13 protein-coding genes are annotated in these 15,135 nt (G+C 65.1%); 8 read left to right on the forward strand and 5 right to left on the reverse strand.

What is annotated here, in order from left to right; all coding sequences use genetic code 11:
- The first annotated feature begins 130 nt into the window (after positions 1-130).
- Entirely contained in the window at positions 131-577 is a 447-nt protein-coding gene (locus ABE464_RS00240) for a hypothetical protein (protein ID WP_346470255.1), read from the forward strand.
- Between the two features lie 125 nt (positions 578-702).
- Here ABE464_RS00240 and ABE464_RS00245 read toward each other — a convergent pair whose 3' ends face one another.
- Together ABE464_RS00245 and ABE464_RS00250 are read right to left on the reverse strand one after the other, a co-directional pair.
- The gene (locus ABE464_RS00245) at positions 703-2,256 is read right to left on the reverse strand and encodes an MASE1 domain-containing protein (protein ID WP_346470256.1); all 1,554 of its coding nucleotides are present in this window, start codon (positions 2,254-2,256) and stop codon (positions 703-705) included.
- 274 nt (positions 2,257-2,530) lie between these two features.
- Complete coding sequence (locus ABE464_RS00250) at positions 2,531-3,817, reverse strand: FAD-binding oxidoreductase (RefSeq protein WP_346470257.1); 1,287 nt, start codon at positions 3,815-3,817, stop codon at positions 2,531-2,533.
- Between the two features lie 195 nt (positions 3,818-4,012).
- On the opposite strand from ABE464_RS00250, the gene ABE464_RS00255 reads away from it, so the two are divergent.
- From ABE464_RS00255 to ABE464_RS00285, 7 genes are all read left to right on the forward strand, one after another.
- Entirely contained in the window at positions 4,013-4,771 is a 759-nt protein-coding gene (locus ABE464_RS00255) for a gamma-glutamyl-gamma-aminobutyrate hydrolase family protein (protein ID WP_346470258.1), read from the forward strand.
- Entirely contained in the window at positions 4,768-6,165 is a 1,398-nt protein-coding gene (locus tag ABE464_RS00260; protein ID WP_346470259.1) for a glutamine synthetase family protein, read from the forward strand. Before ABE464_RS00255 ends, ABE464_RS00260 begins: the two co-directional genes overlap by 4 nt.
- A 133-nt stretch (positions 6,166-6,298) precedes the next feature.
- Complete coding sequence (locus tag ABE464_RS00265) at positions 6,299-7,405, forward strand: polyamine ABC transporter substrate-binding protein (RefSeq protein WP_123728826.1); 1,107 nt, start codon at positions 6,299-6,301, stop codon at positions 7,403-7,405.
- 122 nt (positions 7,406-7,527) lie between these two features.
- A complete protein-coding gene (gene potA, locus ABE464_RS00270; protein WP_019185858.1) occupies positions 7,528-8,661 on the forward strand; it encodes a polyamine ABC transporter ATP-binding protein in 1,134 nt (377 codons plus the stop codon).
- Positions 8,658-9,569, forward strand: coding sequence for an ABC transporter permease subunit (locus ABE464_RS00275; RefSeq protein WP_346470260.1), 912 nt, complete (start codon positions 8,658-8,660; stop codon positions 9,567-9,569). The genes potA and ABE464_RS00275 overlap by 4 nt, the downstream gene beginning before the upstream one ends.
- The gene (locus tag ABE464_RS00280; protein WP_346470261.1) at positions 9,566-10,411 is read left to right on the forward strand and encodes an ABC transporter permease subunit; all 846 of its coding nucleotides are present in this window, start codon (positions 9,566-9,568) and stop codon (positions 10,409-10,411) included. Before ABE464_RS00275 ends, ABE464_RS00280 begins: the two co-directional genes overlap by 4 nt.
- Before the next feature lie 75 nt (positions 10,412-10,486).
- A complete protein-coding gene (locus ABE464_RS00285) occupies positions 10,487-11,851 on the forward strand; it encodes an NAD-dependent succinate-semialdehyde dehydrogenase (protein ID WP_346470262.1) in 1,365 nt (454 codons plus the stop codon).
- Positions 11,852-11,956: 105 nt separating this feature from the next.
- Here ABE464_RS00285 and ABE464_RS00290 read toward each other — a convergent pair whose 3' ends face one another.
- Genes ABE464_RS00290 through ABE464_RS00300 form a run of 3 tightly spaced genes read right to left on the reverse strand, consistent with a single transcriptional unit; the run spans position 11,957 to position 15,117 of the window.
- Positions 11,957-12,955, reverse strand: coding sequence for a magnesium and cobalt transport protein CorA (locus ABE464_RS00290; RefSeq protein ID WP_346470263.1), 999 nt, complete (start codon positions 12,953-12,955; stop codon positions 11,957-11,959).
- Between the two features lie 15 nt (positions 12,956-12,970).
- Positions 12,971-14,227, reverse strand: coding sequence for a DUF4105 domain-containing protein (locus ABE464_RS00295; RefSeq protein ID WP_346470264.1), 1,257 nt, complete (start codon positions 14,225-14,227; stop codon positions 12,971-12,973).
- 8 nt (positions 14,228-14,235) lie between these two features.
- Positions 14,236-15,117, reverse strand: coding sequence for a transporter associated domain-containing protein (locus ABE464_RS00300; protein ID WP_346470265.1), 882 nt, complete (start codon positions 15,115-15,117; stop codon positions 14,236-14,238).
- Positions 15,118-15,135 lie beyond the last annotated feature (18 nt).

Genomic DNA, 15,135 nt, shown 5'->3' on the forward strand with positions numbered 1-15,135 from the left:
GGGGCATGTGAGCGTTGCTGCGTGTCGATGCATTTTCTGTGCTGATGCGACAGAACCCTTCAGTACGAGTAAGTGCACCGGAGGTTGAATCGCTTGGAAGCAGTCCATTCTTTCCATTCTGGAGGTGCCTGTGCGAATTTCACGCATTCGAGGTGTGGTGTTGGTTGTGGCTTTGTCATCGATGCCGCTGGTGGCAGCTGCGGGTTGCTGCCCGAGTGACGGTAACGGGGTGACCATGGCGAAAAGTGGCATGGGGGATTCAAACCCCGTTGCAGCCAATCTCAGTCAGGACCCGAACTGGCTGGTTTTTGGATTCGAGCGTGATGGAATCCGCTACTACCAGGTAAATGATCTGACCGGGCAGGTGCGCGTGATTCTTGGCCGAATCGAAGATCAGTTCTTCACCTTGCCAGCGGGCAAGACAACCGTACGAACCTCGTTGCCATCACAACGGTTGTCGCTTCCTGCCAACGCAGTGCGGCACGAGGTCTACCGGCGACCAGAGTTCTCGCTCGTGGTGTACGGCGACGGCGCCGACGCGATCTGGTCTGTGGAACTGCCTGGGAATGGAGGTTGAGGAGAACGGAGTGACGTCTCTCACTACGCCACGCGCAGATGCATTGAGGTCTGCGTGTTTTCCGTGCTCTCACTGACATGTGCTGGACTTTCTGCAGGTGGCCTCGGCCACCTGCAGATCCGTGCTCAACGGGGCGTCGTACTCAGTTCCAGAGGGGCCGGTCGGGCGCAATCAGCGGTGCTTCCGGGCATTTCTACAAGCAGCATCCTGATGCGATTGCGCCGGCACTGCACTGTGCCGCCATAGGTCAGGGTTCGCGCGGTCAGTCGCTCCACTGCCAGTGTCATTGTCTGTTCGGAGAGCTGGCGGTCGCGGTCGAGCAATGCCACGATCACCACGATGCCACGCTGCTGGCGGAACAGCCCGCATCGTGCACGCGTACGAACTTGTCCGTGCTCGTTCTTCAGTAGCAGCGATGCCGCCTCGGTGAGCGTCCGATAGGCGGCCAGCTGGAGACCCACGCTCAGCTGGCAGGGGTCGCCGTCCAAACGTGGGTGGCCCATCCGATTGGTGGCATCCCACGCGTCACGCACACCGCCCAATTGCAGGGCGAGGTAGAGGCCGACCTGTTCCAAGGCGGTGGGATATACCATGCTGGCCTGCTCGCGGAACTGGCGGGAATGGGTCATCGACGAATGCAACAGTCTGTTCGCTGCTTCGTGATGGCCGCTTGCCTTCATCAGCTCAACGGCATCGATGATGGAATACTCGATGCCATCGGCGATCCGGCGAAGGTCCAATGCGCGTTCCCGCAGATCCATCTCGCTGGCGATATGCGCAGCTCGGGACAAGGTGACAGCCTGCTTCCGGTCACGGTCCCGGCTGGCATACTGATGGTAAAAATGGGTTATCCGCGACCCCAGTGCAAGCAAGGCGGTCCCCGCCAGCGCAATGAGCTGCTGTGTAGTAAATGCGCGCGCATCGAACGAACCGGGGAGTCCCGTGGCAGGTATCGCTACGCTGATGAGCAAGGTGAGCATTGGCACCCCGACAGCCGCACCCCGCCAGCCGTGCAAGCAGGTCAGTACCGTGACCGGGAGGACCATCATCAGCTGCAGGCTGTTTGTAACCGTTGCGGATTCGTCGGGCATTAGCAGGGTGGCCATGCCCAGGAGCAGCAGAGATACCAGCGATGCAACCGTCGGGGGCAGGCACCAGGCACGCCAATCGTAGTGGGCGTTCCGCTTGAGCCAGAGCAGCGCGAGGGGCGCAATGCTCAATATGCCGATGTAATCGCCAAGCAGGAATCGTGCCGCGCTCGACACTACCGGTGTCGTGGGGGGCGTTGGCCAAAGCAGGTGAGACAGGCCCAGCTTCAACACGGTGGCGACGATGGCAGAGGTCGCTGCGACGGAAAGAAGCCACAAGTCTGTCGTGGCGGACATCACTTTTCGATGCAGGCGCACGACCATGGCAACGGCAGGCATCAGGCAGGCCGAACCCAGAATGACCCATGCCAGCCCGTACTTTTCCACCATCGGGTAGCGCATCTGTGCAAAGTACGCGTACTCGCCAAGAATCAAGTACGGCCACAGGCGTGGCGGACACAGCAGCAATGCGGCAACACGGACACCAGCAGGCAGGTAGAACTGATCCAGCGACACCTGGCGCGCGGCCCAGCAGACGATGGCATACACCGCCGCGATGACAAGTCCGATCGGCCGGATCCGCAGATTCACCTGAAGTCCATTTCTCCACCAATCCAAATGCACGTCCCCCTGCTTTTGGTTGTTAGGCGGCATCCCCAAGCCAGGGACCCCGTCAGCAGGGACAGTATCCGCAGACTCCGGCGTATGCAATCGCACGGGTAACGAGGTGGTTTGCTCCCGCGCCAACCGTCAAATGAGCTGCGCGCCAGCCATCACTGTGAAATGGTGATGTTCATCTCGCTTTTGTGGCTGACCTTGGCCCACTACCTGCTTTCGGTCGTCGGGATGGTTGTTGCAGTGCGAGTTACCACAACGCGTCCCGCAGCTTGTACCAGGACATCGCCGCCACCAGCAGCGGCGTCCGCAGCATCCGTCCCCCAGGGAACGGCCGGTGCGGAATGCGTTCAAACACATCCAGGCGTTCGGCCTGCCCGGCGATGGCTTCGGCCAGCACCTGGCCCGCCAGGCCCGCAGCAGCGACACCGTGCCCCGAGAAGCCCTGCGCGAAATAGACATTCGGCGTCAGTCGGCCCCAGTGCGGGGCCCGATTGCGGGTAATGTCCACATAGCCGCCCCAGACGTACTCCAGCTCCACATCGGCCAGCTGCGGGAACACCGCGCGCATGCGCCGGGTCATGACCCCGCGCAGACCCGGCGGGGGCAGGGCGGAGTAGCTGGCCTGGCCGCCGAAGAGCAGGCGGTGGTCGCGGCTCAGCCGGAAATAGTCCAGCGCCCAGCTGACATCGGCCACAGCCATGTCATTGCGGATCAGGGACTGTGCCCGCGCCTGCCCGAGCACCGCACTGGCGCCGATATAGGTGCCGACCGGCATGATCCGCGATTCCAGCTCCGGCGCGATGCCTTCCAGCCAGGCGTTGCCGGCGATCACCACATGGTCGGCGGTTACCGTGCCGTGCGCGGTGCGCAATTGCGGCCGCGCCCCACGGATCAACTGCAGGACCGGGGACTGCTCGTGGATCACCGCCCCGGCACCCTCGGCCGCGCGGGCCAGGCCCTGTGCGTAAGCCAGGGGATGCAGGTGCCCGCTGTGAGGGTCGAACATGGCCCCGCGGTAGCGCGGGCTGTCCAGCTGTCCGCGCAACTGCGAGCGGTCCCACCATTGCAGGGGATAGTCGTAGCGCTGGGCCAGATCGATCAGCCCGGCGCGCAGCACGCGCTCCTGACGGGGTTTGATCGGCACGCTGGCGTGGCCGTCGCGCCAGTCGCAGTCGATCTCATGCCGGGTGATGCGGTCGCGCAGCAGGCGCATGCCGTCGCGCGAAAACTCGAACAGCGTCCGCGCGTCCTCGGCGCCGACCAGGTGTTCAAGCGTGTCCACTTCACAGCCATAGCCGACGATGGCTTGGCCACCGTTGCGCCCGGAGGCGCCCCAGCCGACCCGGTGGGCCTCCAGCAGCACGACGCGATAGCCACGCTCGGCCAGGGTCAGCGCGGCGGACAGGCCGGTGTAGCCGGCGCCGAGCACACAGACATCGGCCTTCAGGTCACCGCTCAGCGGCGCGCGCAACGTAACGGCAGGCACGCTGTCGGCGTACCAGCTGGGCGCATGCGCCTCGCCGGCAGCGGTCATGCCGGGCACCGGCGGGAAGAGGACAGGACAACAATCATGGACAGAGAATGCCAGCAACCGGCGCGCGGGACAGGGTGCAGTCTGTCGCAGCGGCTGCCGCCTGCGTGTGAGGGGCAGGCGCGGCCGATGTGGCGCCGTGTTGCGCGACGTCTGCGCGGAGGGGTAACGTGGCTGCAGGTCATCCGAGCATGACGCATGGTCCCGCCCCCTTGGGTCGGTCTGCCCACCGACAGCACGATGCTGGGTCATCACCGCTTTGCGGCGGCGGGTGAAAAGTACATCCATGCACTGGTCGAGGCGGCCGGTGTCACCCCGGTGCTGCTGCCCAGCCTGCAGCCGCCATTGTCGGCCGCGCAGTGGCTGGACCGTCTGCAGGGTGTGCTGTTGACCGGAGCGGTGAGCAACATCCAACCGCATCTGTATGCCGGGCCGCCCAGTTGGCCGGGCAACCGCCATGATCCGGCGCGCGATGCGACCGCGCTGTCGCTGCTGCATGAAGCGCTGGCGCGTGACCTGCCGGTGCTGGCGATCTGCCGTGGTTTCCAGGAATTGAACGTCGCGCTGGGAGGCAGTCTGCATCCGCGCGTGCACGAGGTGCCGGGCATGAACGATCATCGCGAAGACCCGCATGCACCGGTCGAGGTGCAGTATGGTCCGGCGCATGCGATCAAGCTGTCCGAGGGCGGTTGGCTGGCCGGTTGGGCCGGGGCGTCGTGCGCCCGGGTCAATTCCGTGCACGGGCAGGGCATTGATCGGTTGGCCCAGGGCCTGCAGATCGAGGCCGTCGCCGAGGATGGCCTGATTGAAGCCGCCCGCAGCACCGCGCATCGTTTCGTGCTTGGCGTGCAGTGGCATCCAGAGTGGCGGGTGGCCGACAATCGGTTCTATCACAGCATTTTCCACGCTTTCGGCGATGCTTGTCGCCGCAACTCTCTTACAGCAGACCGGTCATGACCACCCGAACGCGTTCGCGCAAAGCCGCCGCCCCCAAGCCTGTTCCGCAGGAGAGCACGCTGCTGCGCTGGCTCAAGGACCGGCGTATCACCGAGGTGGAGTGCCTGGTGCCGGACATCACCGGCAACGCGCGCGGCAAGATCATTCCGGCCGACAAGTTCTCGCACGATTACGGCACGCGCCTGCCGGAGGGGATCTTCGCCACCACGGTCACCGGCGAATTCCCGGACGACTACTACGAGCTGACCTCACCGTCGGACTCGGACATGATCCTGCGCCCGGATGCCGATACGGTTCGCATGGTGCCGTGGGCGACCGATCCGACCGCGCAGGTCATCCATGACTGTTTCACCAAAACCGGCGAGCCGCATGAGCTGGCCCCGCGCAACGTGCTGCGGCGGGTGCTCAATGCCTATGCCGAACTGGGCCTGCGCCCGGTGGTGGCACCGGAGCTGGAGTTCTTCCTGGTCCAGAAGAACACCGACCCGGATTTCCCGCTGCTGCCGCCGGCGGGCCGCTCCGGACGCCCTGAAACCGCGCGTCAGTCGTATTCCATCGATGCGGTGAACGAGTTCGATCCGATCCTCGATCTGATGTACGACTACTGCGATGCGATGAAGCTGGACGTGGACACGCTCATCCACGAATCCGGCGCGGCCCAGCTGGAGGTCAATTTCACCCACGCCAATGCGATGGATCTGGCCGACCAGGTGTTCCTGTTCAAGCGCACGATGCGCGAGTCGGCGATGCGCCACGGGATCTATGCCACCTTCCTGGCCAAGCCGATGGAGAACGAGCCGGGCAGTGCGATGCACATCCACCAGAGTCTGCTGCGGATCAGCGATGGCAGCAATGTGTTCACCGGCGAGCATGGCGGTGAGGATTTCAGCCCGTTGTTCGGGCATTACCTGGCTGGCCTGCAGAAGTACGTGCCGGCGGCGATGGCGTTCTTCGCGCCGAACGTGAACTCCTACCGCCGGCTGATGTTCGGCGAGGTTTCACCCAGTAATGTCCACTGGGGCTTCGACAACCGCACCTGCGGGCTGCGCGTGCCGCTGGATACGCCGGAGAACATGCGGGTGGAAAGCCGGTTCGCCGGCTCGGATGCCAACCCCTACCTGGCGATCGCCGCGACCCTGGCCGCCGGGCTGCTCGGCATCCGCGAGCAGGCCTCCCCGACCGCGCCGATCAGTGGCAGCGCCAAGGAGCTGGGCTATGACCTGCCACGCTCGCTGGGCGAGGCGCTGGACGGGCTGGAAGGCTGCCCGGAACTGCGCGAGATGCTGGGCGAGCGCTTCTGCCGCGCCTATGTGTCGGTCAAGCGCAAGGAATACGAGACGTTCTTCCGGGTGATCAGTTCCTGGGAGCGCGAGTTCCTGCTGCTCAACGTCTGACCCCGGGCGCCACCTTCGGCATGGCCGTGAGGGCCGTGTGCTGGGAAAATGGGGGCATGCCCGGTAGGCTGGCACCCGTTGCGCCGGTCTGGCCGGTTCCCCCCCAACTCGCACCTGACCTGTGGAGAGTCCGATGAAGCTGCGAATCCTCACCCTCGGCATTGCCGTATCCGTGCTGACCGCCTGTGGCGGCGGTGACAAGCAGGACGACGCGAAGGTGCTGAACGTCTACAACTACAGCGACTACATCGCTGAAGACACCATCCCGAATTTCGAAAAGGCCACCGGCACCAAGGTGACCTATGACGTGTTCGACAGCGATGAGATGGTGGAGACCAAATTGCTGGCCGGCAACAGCGGCTACGACGTGGTCGTGCCGACGCTGAACTTCTTCGGCCGCCAGATCAAGGCCGGTGTGTTCCTGCCGCTGGACAAGAGCAAGATCCCGAACCTGGCCAATCTCGACCCGAGCGTGATGCAGCGCATCGCACAGCAGGATCCGGGCAACGAATACGGTGTGCCGTACATGATCGGCACCACCGGCATCGGCTACAACGTGGAGCTGCTCAAACAGCGCTTTGGTGGCAGCACCGACATCGCCAACAGCTGGGATCTGATCTTCAAGCCCGAAAACATCGCCAAGATGAAGGACTGCGGGATCACCATCCTGGATACGCCGTCGGACATGATCCCGATCGCGCTGCACTACCTGGGCGAAGATCCGCACAGCCAGGACCCGGCCACGCTGGAGAAGGCCGCCGCGCTGCTCAAGACGATCCGCCCGTATGTGCAGAATTTCCACTCCTCGCAGTACGTGGGCTCGCTGGCCAACGGTGGCACCTGCCTGGTGGTGGGCTGGTCCGGTGACATCATCCAGGCCCGCGACCGTGCGGCCGAGGCCTCCAACGGCGTGACCGTGGCGTACTCGATCCCGCGCGAAGGCGCCCCGCAGTGGTTCGACATGCTGGCCATCCCCAAGGATGCCAAGCACCCGGAGGCGGCCTACGCATTCATCAACTACCTGCTGGAGCCGAAGGTCGCCGCGGCCAATACAAACTTCATCCACTACGCCAACCCGGTGACCACGGCCACGCCGCTGGTGGACGAGGCGATCCGCACCGATCCGACCATCTACCCGCCGGCCGATGTGGCGGCCAAGATGTTCACTTACTCGATCAACACGCCCGAGGTGGACAAGCTCTACACCCGGCTGTGGACCGAGGTGAAAACCGGGCGTTGACCGCCTCTGCGACGCCGGCCTCGTGCCGGCGTCGTCGTTTCAGGGGGTAGGACATGACGCGGCCACCACCGGTAAAATGGCATTCTTCCCCCGTCCCGCCGCCGCTCCCGGAGCCGCTGACCATGCCATTTGAAGCCAAGCCGGAAGGCGCGGTGCTCCCGGTCCTGGAACCGGGCTACCTGTCCATCCGCGCGCTGCGCAAGGAGTTCGACGGCTTCGTCGCGCTCGATGACGTCACCCTGGATGTGCGCAAGGGCGAAATCTTTGCGCTGCTGGGTGGCTCGGGCAGTGGCAAGTCCACGCTGCTGCGCTGCCTGGGCGGCTTCGAGACCCCCACCCAAGGCACCATCGATCTGGACGGCCAGCGCATCAACGCGCTGCCCCCGTACCAGCGCCCGATCAACATGATGTTCCAGTCCTATGCGCTGTTCCCGCACATGACGGTGGAGCAGAACATTGCCTTCGGCCTGAAGCAGGACGGCATGGCCCGCGATGCGATCAATCGCCGCGTCGGCGAAATGCTGGAGCTGGTGCAGTTGACCAAGCTGGCCAAGCGCAAGCCGCACCAGCTCTCCGGTGGCCAGCAGCAGCGCGTGGCGCTGGCGCGGTCGCTGGCCAAGGGCCCGAAGCTGCTGCTGCTGGATGAGCCGATGGGCGCGCTGGACAAGAAGCTGCGCTCGCAGATGCAGCTGGAGCTGGTCAACATCATCGAGACCACCGGGGTGACCTGCGTGATGGTCACCCACGATCAGGAAGAAGCCATGACCATGGCCACCCGGATCGCGGTGATGGATGCCGGCTGGATCCAGCAGGTCGGCAAGCCGGATGAAATCTACGAACAGCCGGCCAACCGGTTCGTGGCCGAGTTCATCGGCTCGGTGAACCTGTTCGACGGCGTGCTCGACGAAGACCTGCCCGAGTACGTCACCGTGCGCACGCCGCTGTTCCCCGCGCCGATCTATGTTGCCCACGGCATCACCGGCTATGAAGGCCAGCCGGTGGCGTTCGCGCTGCGTCCGGAGAAGGTGATGATCGGCAAGGACGAGCCGGCCGGGGACACCAACAAGGCACAGGGCGTGATCGAAGAGATCGCGTACTTCGGCAGCCACTCGGTGTTCCATGTACGTCTGCCGAGCGGGGCCAAGGTGCTGTCCAACTTCGCCAACTCGCAGCGCTGGGCCAGCGATGGCCTGACCTGGGGTGACACCGTCTGGGTGCACTGGCGCGACAACGACGGCGTGGTGCTGACCTCATGAGCGCGATCGGCTGGAAGCGCTGGCTCCCGGGCACGCGCGCCGGCGTGATCGCCGCGCCGTACCTGTGGCTGCTGCTGTTCTTCGCGGTGCCGTTCGTGATCATCCTGATGATCTCCTTCGCGCGCACCCAGGTCGGCTCGCCGCCGTACACGTGGCTGCTGGAGTACGTGGATGGCGCCTTCTCGCTCAAGCTCAACCTCGGCAGCTATGCCGCCCTGGTCAACGACAACCAGTACATCCTGGCGTACCTCAGCTCGATCAAGATCGCGGTGATCTCGACCCTGCTCACGCTGCTGATCGGCTATCCGATGGCGTATGTGATCTCGCGGATGAGCCCGGCCGCGCGCAACGTGGCCATGATGCTGGTGGTGCTGCCCTCGTGGACCTCGTTCCTGATCCGCGTGTATGCGTGGATCGGCATCCTGGACCGCAACGGCCTGCTCAACCAGCTGCTGCTCAAGCTCGGCCTGATCGATGCGCCGCTGCAGATCCTGTACACCCCGACCGCAGCCTACATCGGCATCGTGTACTGCTACCTGCCGTTCATGGTGCTGCCGCTGTACGCCAACCTGGTCAAGCTGGACAACCGCCTGCTTGAAGCCGCGTACGACCTCGGTGCCAAGCCCTGGCAGGCCTTCGTGCGGATCACGCTGCCGCTCTCGCGCACCGGCATCATCGCCGGCTGCATGCTGGTGATGATCCCGGCCGTGGGTGAATTCGTGATTCCGGAAATGCTCGGCGGGCCGGACACGCTGATGATCGGTCGCGTGCTGTGGGGCGAGTTCTTCAACAACCGCGACTGGCCCACGGCCTCGGCAGTGGCGATCGTGATGCTGGCCCTGTTGCTGGTGCCGATCCTGCTGTTCAACCGCATGCAGCAGCGCGAGCTGGAAGGAAAGCTGGCATGAGCATGGTGCGCAGCAACCGCTGGCTGGGCTGGAGCCTGCTCGGGCTGGGGTTCGCCTTCCTGTACCTGCCGATCCTGTTGTTGATGGTCTACTCCTTCAACGCCTCCAAGCTGGCCACGGTATGGTCGGGCTTCTCCACGCGCTGGTACGGCGAGCTGTTCAACAACCGGCAGATCCTGGATGCGCTGTGGATCAGCCTCAAGGTCGCGTTCTGGACCGCCTGCGCCGCCACGGTGCTCGGCACGATGGCGGCGATGGTGATGACCCGCATGCGCCGCTTCCCGGGCAAGACCGTGTTCGGTGCGTTGATCACCGCGCCGCTGGTGATGCCCGAAGTGATCCTGGGCTTCTCGCTGATGACCCTGCTGGTGGCGATGGGCGGCATTCCCGGCTTCCCCAGCCGCGGTGTGACCAGCATCTGGATCGCGCATGTCACCTTCACCTTGTCCTTCGTGACGGTGGTGGTGTCTTCGCGCCTGCAGGAGCTGGACCGTTCGCTGGAAGAGGCCGCGATGGACCTCGGCGCGAGCCGGCTCAAAGTGTTCTTCCAGATCACCCTGCCGATCATCGCCCCGGCGCTGGTGGCCGGCTGGCTGCTGGCGTTCACGCTGTCGCTGGATGACGTAGTGATCGCCAGCTTCGTGGCCGGTCCGAACTCGACGACCTTGCCGATGAAGGTGTTCTCTTCGGTGCGGATGGGCATCAAGCCGGAGATCAATGCACTGGCCACCTTGATGGTGCTGGCGGTGTCGATCGCGGCGGTGGTGGGCTGGTACATCACCGCCCGCTCGGAAAAGCGTCGCCAGCGCGACATGCAGATGGCGCTGCAGGACCCCAGCTGAACGTCATCGCGATCCGGCAACATCCGGCTCACGGCGCCGGGCGCACACTGCGGGTCTGACTTTAGGAGACCCGCGATGACCACTGACATCATCAATCCCGCGACCGGCCAGGTCACGTATCGCCATGAACTGCTCACCGCCGAGGGGGTCGAGCAGCGCCTGGCTGCTGCCGCAGAGGCCTTCCCGGCCTGGGCGGCACGCTCGCTGCAGGAGCGCGGGGCGATCCTGCGCGCCATCGCCGGCCAGTTGCGCCAGCGCAAGGGCGATATCCAGCACGCGATGACCACCGAGATGGGCAAGCTCAAGGTGGAGGCACTGGGCGAGATCGAGAAATGCGCCGAGGCCTGCGAGTTCTACGCCGACCATGCGGCGGATTACCTCAAGCCGCAGCTGATCGATACCGAGGCCCAGCGCAGCTACGTGCGCTACGAGCCGATCGGCTGCGTGTTTGCGGTGATGCCGTGGAACTTCCCGATCTGGCAGGTGTTCCGCTTCCTCGCACCAGCGTTCATGGCCGGCAACGTGGCCCTGCTCAAGCACGCCAGCAACGTGCCGCAATGCGCCGATCTGATCCTGGCGGTGTGCCGCGACGGCGGCCTGCCCGAGGGCGTGTTCGATGTGCTGCACATCGACAACGACCAGGCAGCGGACGTGCTGCGCGACAAGCGGGTCAAGGCGGTCACGCTGACCGGCAGCGAGCGCGCCGGGCGATCCATCGCCGCCAATGCCGGTGACCAGCTCAAGAAATGCGTGATGGAGCTGGGCGGCAGTGACGCCTTCGTGGTGCTGGACGATGCCGATCTCGAGAAGACCGTGGCTGCCGCAGTGAAGTCGCGCTTCGACAACAGTGGCCAGACCTGCATCGCCGCCAAGCGTTTCATCGTGGTCGATGCGATCGCTGATGCGTTCGTGGAGAAGTTCGTCGCTGCCGCCGGCAAGCGCGTCTACGGTGATCCGCAGGACGAAAAAACCACGCTTGCCCCGATGGCGCGCGCGGACCTGCGCGACGAGCTGCACAAGCAGGTGGAGGACAGCATCGCCAAGGGCGCCACGCTGCTGCTCGGCGGTGAGCCGGTGGCCGGCTCGCATGCAGGCTACCCGGCGACCATCCTGGACAACGTCACCCCCGGCATGCCGGCCTACGACGAAGAACTGTTCGGCCCGGCCGCCGCGATCCTGCGCGTCCGCGACGATGCCGAAGCGCTGCGCGTGGCCAACGACACCACCTTCGGCCTCGGGGGCAGCGTATGGGCGACCGATGCGGCGCGGGGCGAAGCCATCGCCCAGCAGCTCGAATGCGGCGCCGCCTTCGTCAACGCCATCGTCAAGAGTGACGTTCGCCTGCCGTTCGGCGGCAGCAAGCGCTCCGGTTTCGGTCGAGAGCTGGCCGAGCACGGCATCCATGAGTTCATGAACATCAAGACCGTTTACGTGGCTTGATTGCGTCTGGAGCGATAGCCCCCTTGGAGTTCAAGGGGGCGCGTCGACAGGCGCGGGGGTGTGGTGATGGTGAGCCGGGGCGCGCGGTTTGCGCAGCCGCGCTACCTACAACCAGCGCGCCCGCTTGAACAGGCGGTACAGCCCCACGCACACCGCACCCACGCCGATGATCATCGCCGGATAGGCCCAGGGCTTGTCCAGCTCGGGCATGTGGGTGAAGTTCATGCCATACCAGCTGGTGATCAAGGTCGGGGCGGCCAGCAGCGCAGCCCACGCACCCAGTCGCTTCACCGTCTCGCCCTGGGCCAGGGTCACCAGCGACAGGTTCACGCTCAACGCAGTGCCCAACATCTCGCGCAGGGTGTCGATCACATCGCTGATCCGCACGGCGTGGTCGTGCACGTCGCGCAGGTACAGCTTCACTTCGTCCGGCACCAGGTCGCCCTGGTAGCGCTTGATCTGCGAGAGCATGTCCTGCAGCGGCGCAACCGCCATGCGCATCTTGTTGAGCTCGCGCTTGAGCTCGTAGAGCCGCACCACGGTGTGGCGTTTGTAGTTGTCGGAGAAGATGTCCTTTTCCAGCAGCTCCAGCGTGTCGCGGTAGCGCTGGGTGATCGGCAGGTAGTTGTCGACCACGAAATCCAGCACCGCGTACAGGCAGTACGACGGTCCCATCGTGCGCAGCAGCTCGGGCTCACGCTCCACGCGGGCGCGCGGCGCGGCGTAGGACAACGATGCGCCATGGCGCACCGTGACCAGAAAGCGTGGCCCGAGGAAGGCATGTGTCTCGCCGTACTGGATGCGCTCGTCCACCATCTGCGCAGTGGTCACCACCACGAACAGCGAGTTGCCGTATGCCTCCACCTTGGGCCGTTGATGGGCGTTGCGCGCGTCTTCGATGGCCAGTGAATGCAGGCCGAATTCTTCCTGCAGCTTCAGCAGCACGCTGTCCTGGGGCTCGTAGAGGCCCACCCAGACGAAGCCGTTGTCGCTGGCGATCACATCACTGATCGCATCCAGGCTGATGTCGTGGCGCTTGCCCTGGTCATCGTAGTGAACGCAGTTGATGACGCAGGCGGGATTTTCGAGTGTGACGGTATCCATGGCGGGCATCGTGCGTCAGCGGCCCGTGACGGGCAGGTCACGGCGGGCGAGCGCCCACGCCAGCGCGACATGGATCGGCAGCAGCAGCACGATCCACTGCAGGTTGTACTGCGCCTGCAGCGTGAGCCAGTGCAGCACCAGGCCGAGCAGTGACAGCCCGGCCACCGCGCACAACACGACGCCGAACCACGCGCGTGCCACGCGGCCACGCAGCAGCGTGATCGCGCCGGGCAGGAGCAGCAGGCACAGCGGCGAGAGCTGCAGCAGGTTGCGGTTGGCCCAGGCGGCCTGGTGGGCGCTGAAGCCCCACAGGTAGGTCAGCAGCGCACCGCCAATGCCGCAGAACAGCCAGAACGGCAGCGCGAGGCCGCCGAGCAGCCGACGCCGGCGGCGCAGTGCGACCACACCGGCGGCGACGACCAGGCCGCACAGCAGCCACGGCCACCAGCTGCGGGGAGACTCGGTGGGTTCCGAAGCGATCCGGTGGGGCAGCAGTTCCTGCTCGGCCTGCACCAGCGGGCGGCCTTCACTGTTGCGCACCTGGCGCAGCGCATCGGCCAGACGCATCGGCACGAACGCCTCCTGCCAGCGTGACAGCGGCTGATCGGCGAACGGGCCCAGGCCGATATCGAAGCCCAGCCACATCCACGGCGACGGCGAGGCCAGGCGCACCGATTCGCTGCGGTAGGTGTTGCCACGCGAGCGGCCGGAGAGCTGCGAATGCAGCGCGCCGCCGAGCGCGCCATCGATCGCATCGCGGACCATGGTGGCGCAGTTGGCGGTGTAGTAATCGTAGTGGTAACGCGCATTTTCCGGCTTGGCGCGCTCGGCCAGTGATTCAGCCAGGGCGCGCGCCTGCGCGGGCGTCAGGTCCAGCCACTGCACGCTCGCGCCGCGGCCGCTCTCCTGGTAGTACGACAGGTCCTGTCCGAGCGGCAACGCGACCAGGTAATACATCATGTCGCCGCGCACGAAGTTGCCGATGAAATCGGACTCGCTCGGGTCGAAGTAACCGAAGTTGTAGGAGGTGGCGTTACCGGTGACCGGATCGACCACCACCAGTGCGTCATGCCCGAAGCGCTCGAAGAAGATCTCGCCCGGCTGCATGGTGACCACGCCGATCCGCGGTGCCTCGGCCGTGGGTGCCTGGGCGGCAGTGACGGGCGCGGCGTCCTGCGCGGCCAGCGCCCCGAAAGACAGGCTGGCCATCGCAAGCAGCGACAACACGAACAACAGGCGGCACAGCGACCACCGATTCAAAGGGGGCCGCATGGCGTGGGTCAATCCTCGTTGTGGGTGTCGGGCGGCAGCACGGTCACATGGAACGCCTGCACGCGGCGGGCATCGGCACGCGCGACCCGGAACACGAAGCGGTCCAGGGTGAGCTCGTCGCCCGTTTCGGGCAGGTGCCCGATCGCCTCGGTGACCAGGCCACCGATGGTGTCGTAATCATCGTCCGGGAACGTCGCGCCGAAGCGCTCGTTGAAATCCTCGATCGCGGTCAATGCATCGACCACGTACTGGCCGTCGGCCTGGATCGCGATCTGCGAGGTGTGGTCCTCGGCCTCGTCGTGCTCGTCGTCGATCTCGCCGACGATCTGCTCCAGCACGTCTTCGATGGTGACCAGCCCGGCGACACCGCCGTACTCATCGACCACGATGGCCATGTGGTTGCGCGAGAGCCGGAACTCCTTCAGCAGCACGTTGAGCTTCTTGGCCTCGGGGATCAGCACCGCCGGACGCAGCAGCTCGCGGATGTTGGCCGGCCCGTTGTCGGCCACCACGCCGCGCAGCAGATCCTTGGCCAGCAGGATGCCGAGGATGTCGTCCTTGTTGTCGCCATGCACCGGGAAGCGCGAATGGCCGGATTCGACCACCTGCTTCATCAGGTCAAGGAAGGGAGCTTCGACCGGCAGGGAGACCATCTGCGAGCGCGAGATCATCACGTCGCCGACGGTGAGCTCGGCCACCGAAATGGCGCCTTCCATCATGCGCAGCGTGTCAGCGGCAATGAGGCCGTCTTCGTGCGCGGTGTGCAGTACCGCCACCAGCTCGTCGCGGGTGTGGGGTTCGCCGGAGAAGGCAGAGGTCAGGCGTTCGAGCCAGCTGCGCTTCTTTTCATTGTGCTCCTGGGTGGAGCTACTACTGTCGTCTTCAGACATCTCTGGAAAAAAAGGCAC

The organism is Stenotrophomonas sp. TWI587, from assembly GCF_039674145.1.
GTDB lineage: Bacteria > Pseudomonadota > Gammaproteobacteria > Xanthomonadales > Xanthomonadaceae > Stenotrophomonas > Stenotrophomonas maltophilia_AY.

Bases quoted from the DNA above. Each gene is read 5' to 3' on its own strand.
- ABE464_RS00275 (WP_346470260.1), top strand. From the start codon at position 8,658: ATGAGCGCGATCGGCTGGAAGCGCTGGCTCCCGGGCACGCGCGCCGGC.
- ABE464_RS00250 (WP_346470257.1), bottom strand. From the start codon at position 3,817: ATGACCGCTGCCGGCGAGGCGCATGCGCCCAGCTGGTACGCCGACAGC.
- potA (WP_019185858.1), top strand. From the start codon at position 7,528: ATGCCATTTGAAGCCAAGCCGGAAGGCGCGGTGCTCCCGGTCCTGGAA.
- ABE464_RS00290 (WP_346470263.1), bottom strand. From the start codon at position 12,955: ATGGATACCGTCACACTCGAAAATCCCGCCTGCGTCATCAACTGCGTT.
- ABE464_RS00260 (WP_346470259.1), top strand. From the start codon at position 4,768: ATGACCACCCGAACGCGTTCGCGCAAAGCCGCCGCCCCCAAGCCTGTT.
- ABE464_RS00280 (WP_346470261.1), top strand. From the start codon at position 9,566: ATGAGCATGGTGCGCAGCAACCGCTGGCTGGGCTGGAGCCTGCTCGGG.
- ABE464_RS00285 (WP_346470262.1), top strand. From the start codon at position 10,487: ATGACCACTGACATCATCAATCCCGCGACCGGCCAGGTCACGTATCGC.
- ABE464_RS00295 (WP_346470264.1), bottom strand. From the start codon at position 14,227: ATGCGGCCCCCTTTGAATCGGTGGTCGCTGTGCCGCCTGTTGTTCGTG.
- ABE464_RS00255 (WP_346470258.1), top strand. From the start codon at position 4,013: ATGGTCCCGCCCCCTTGGGTCGGTCTGCCCACCGACAGCACGATGCTG.
- ABE464_RS00300 (WP_346470265.1), bottom strand. From the start codon at position 15,117: ATGTCTGAAGACGACAGTAGTAGCTCCACCCAGGAGCACAATGAAAAG.
- ABE464_RS00265 (WP_123728826.1), top strand. From the start codon at position 6,299: ATGAAGCTGCGAATCCTCACCCTCGGCATTGCCGTATCCGTGCTGACC.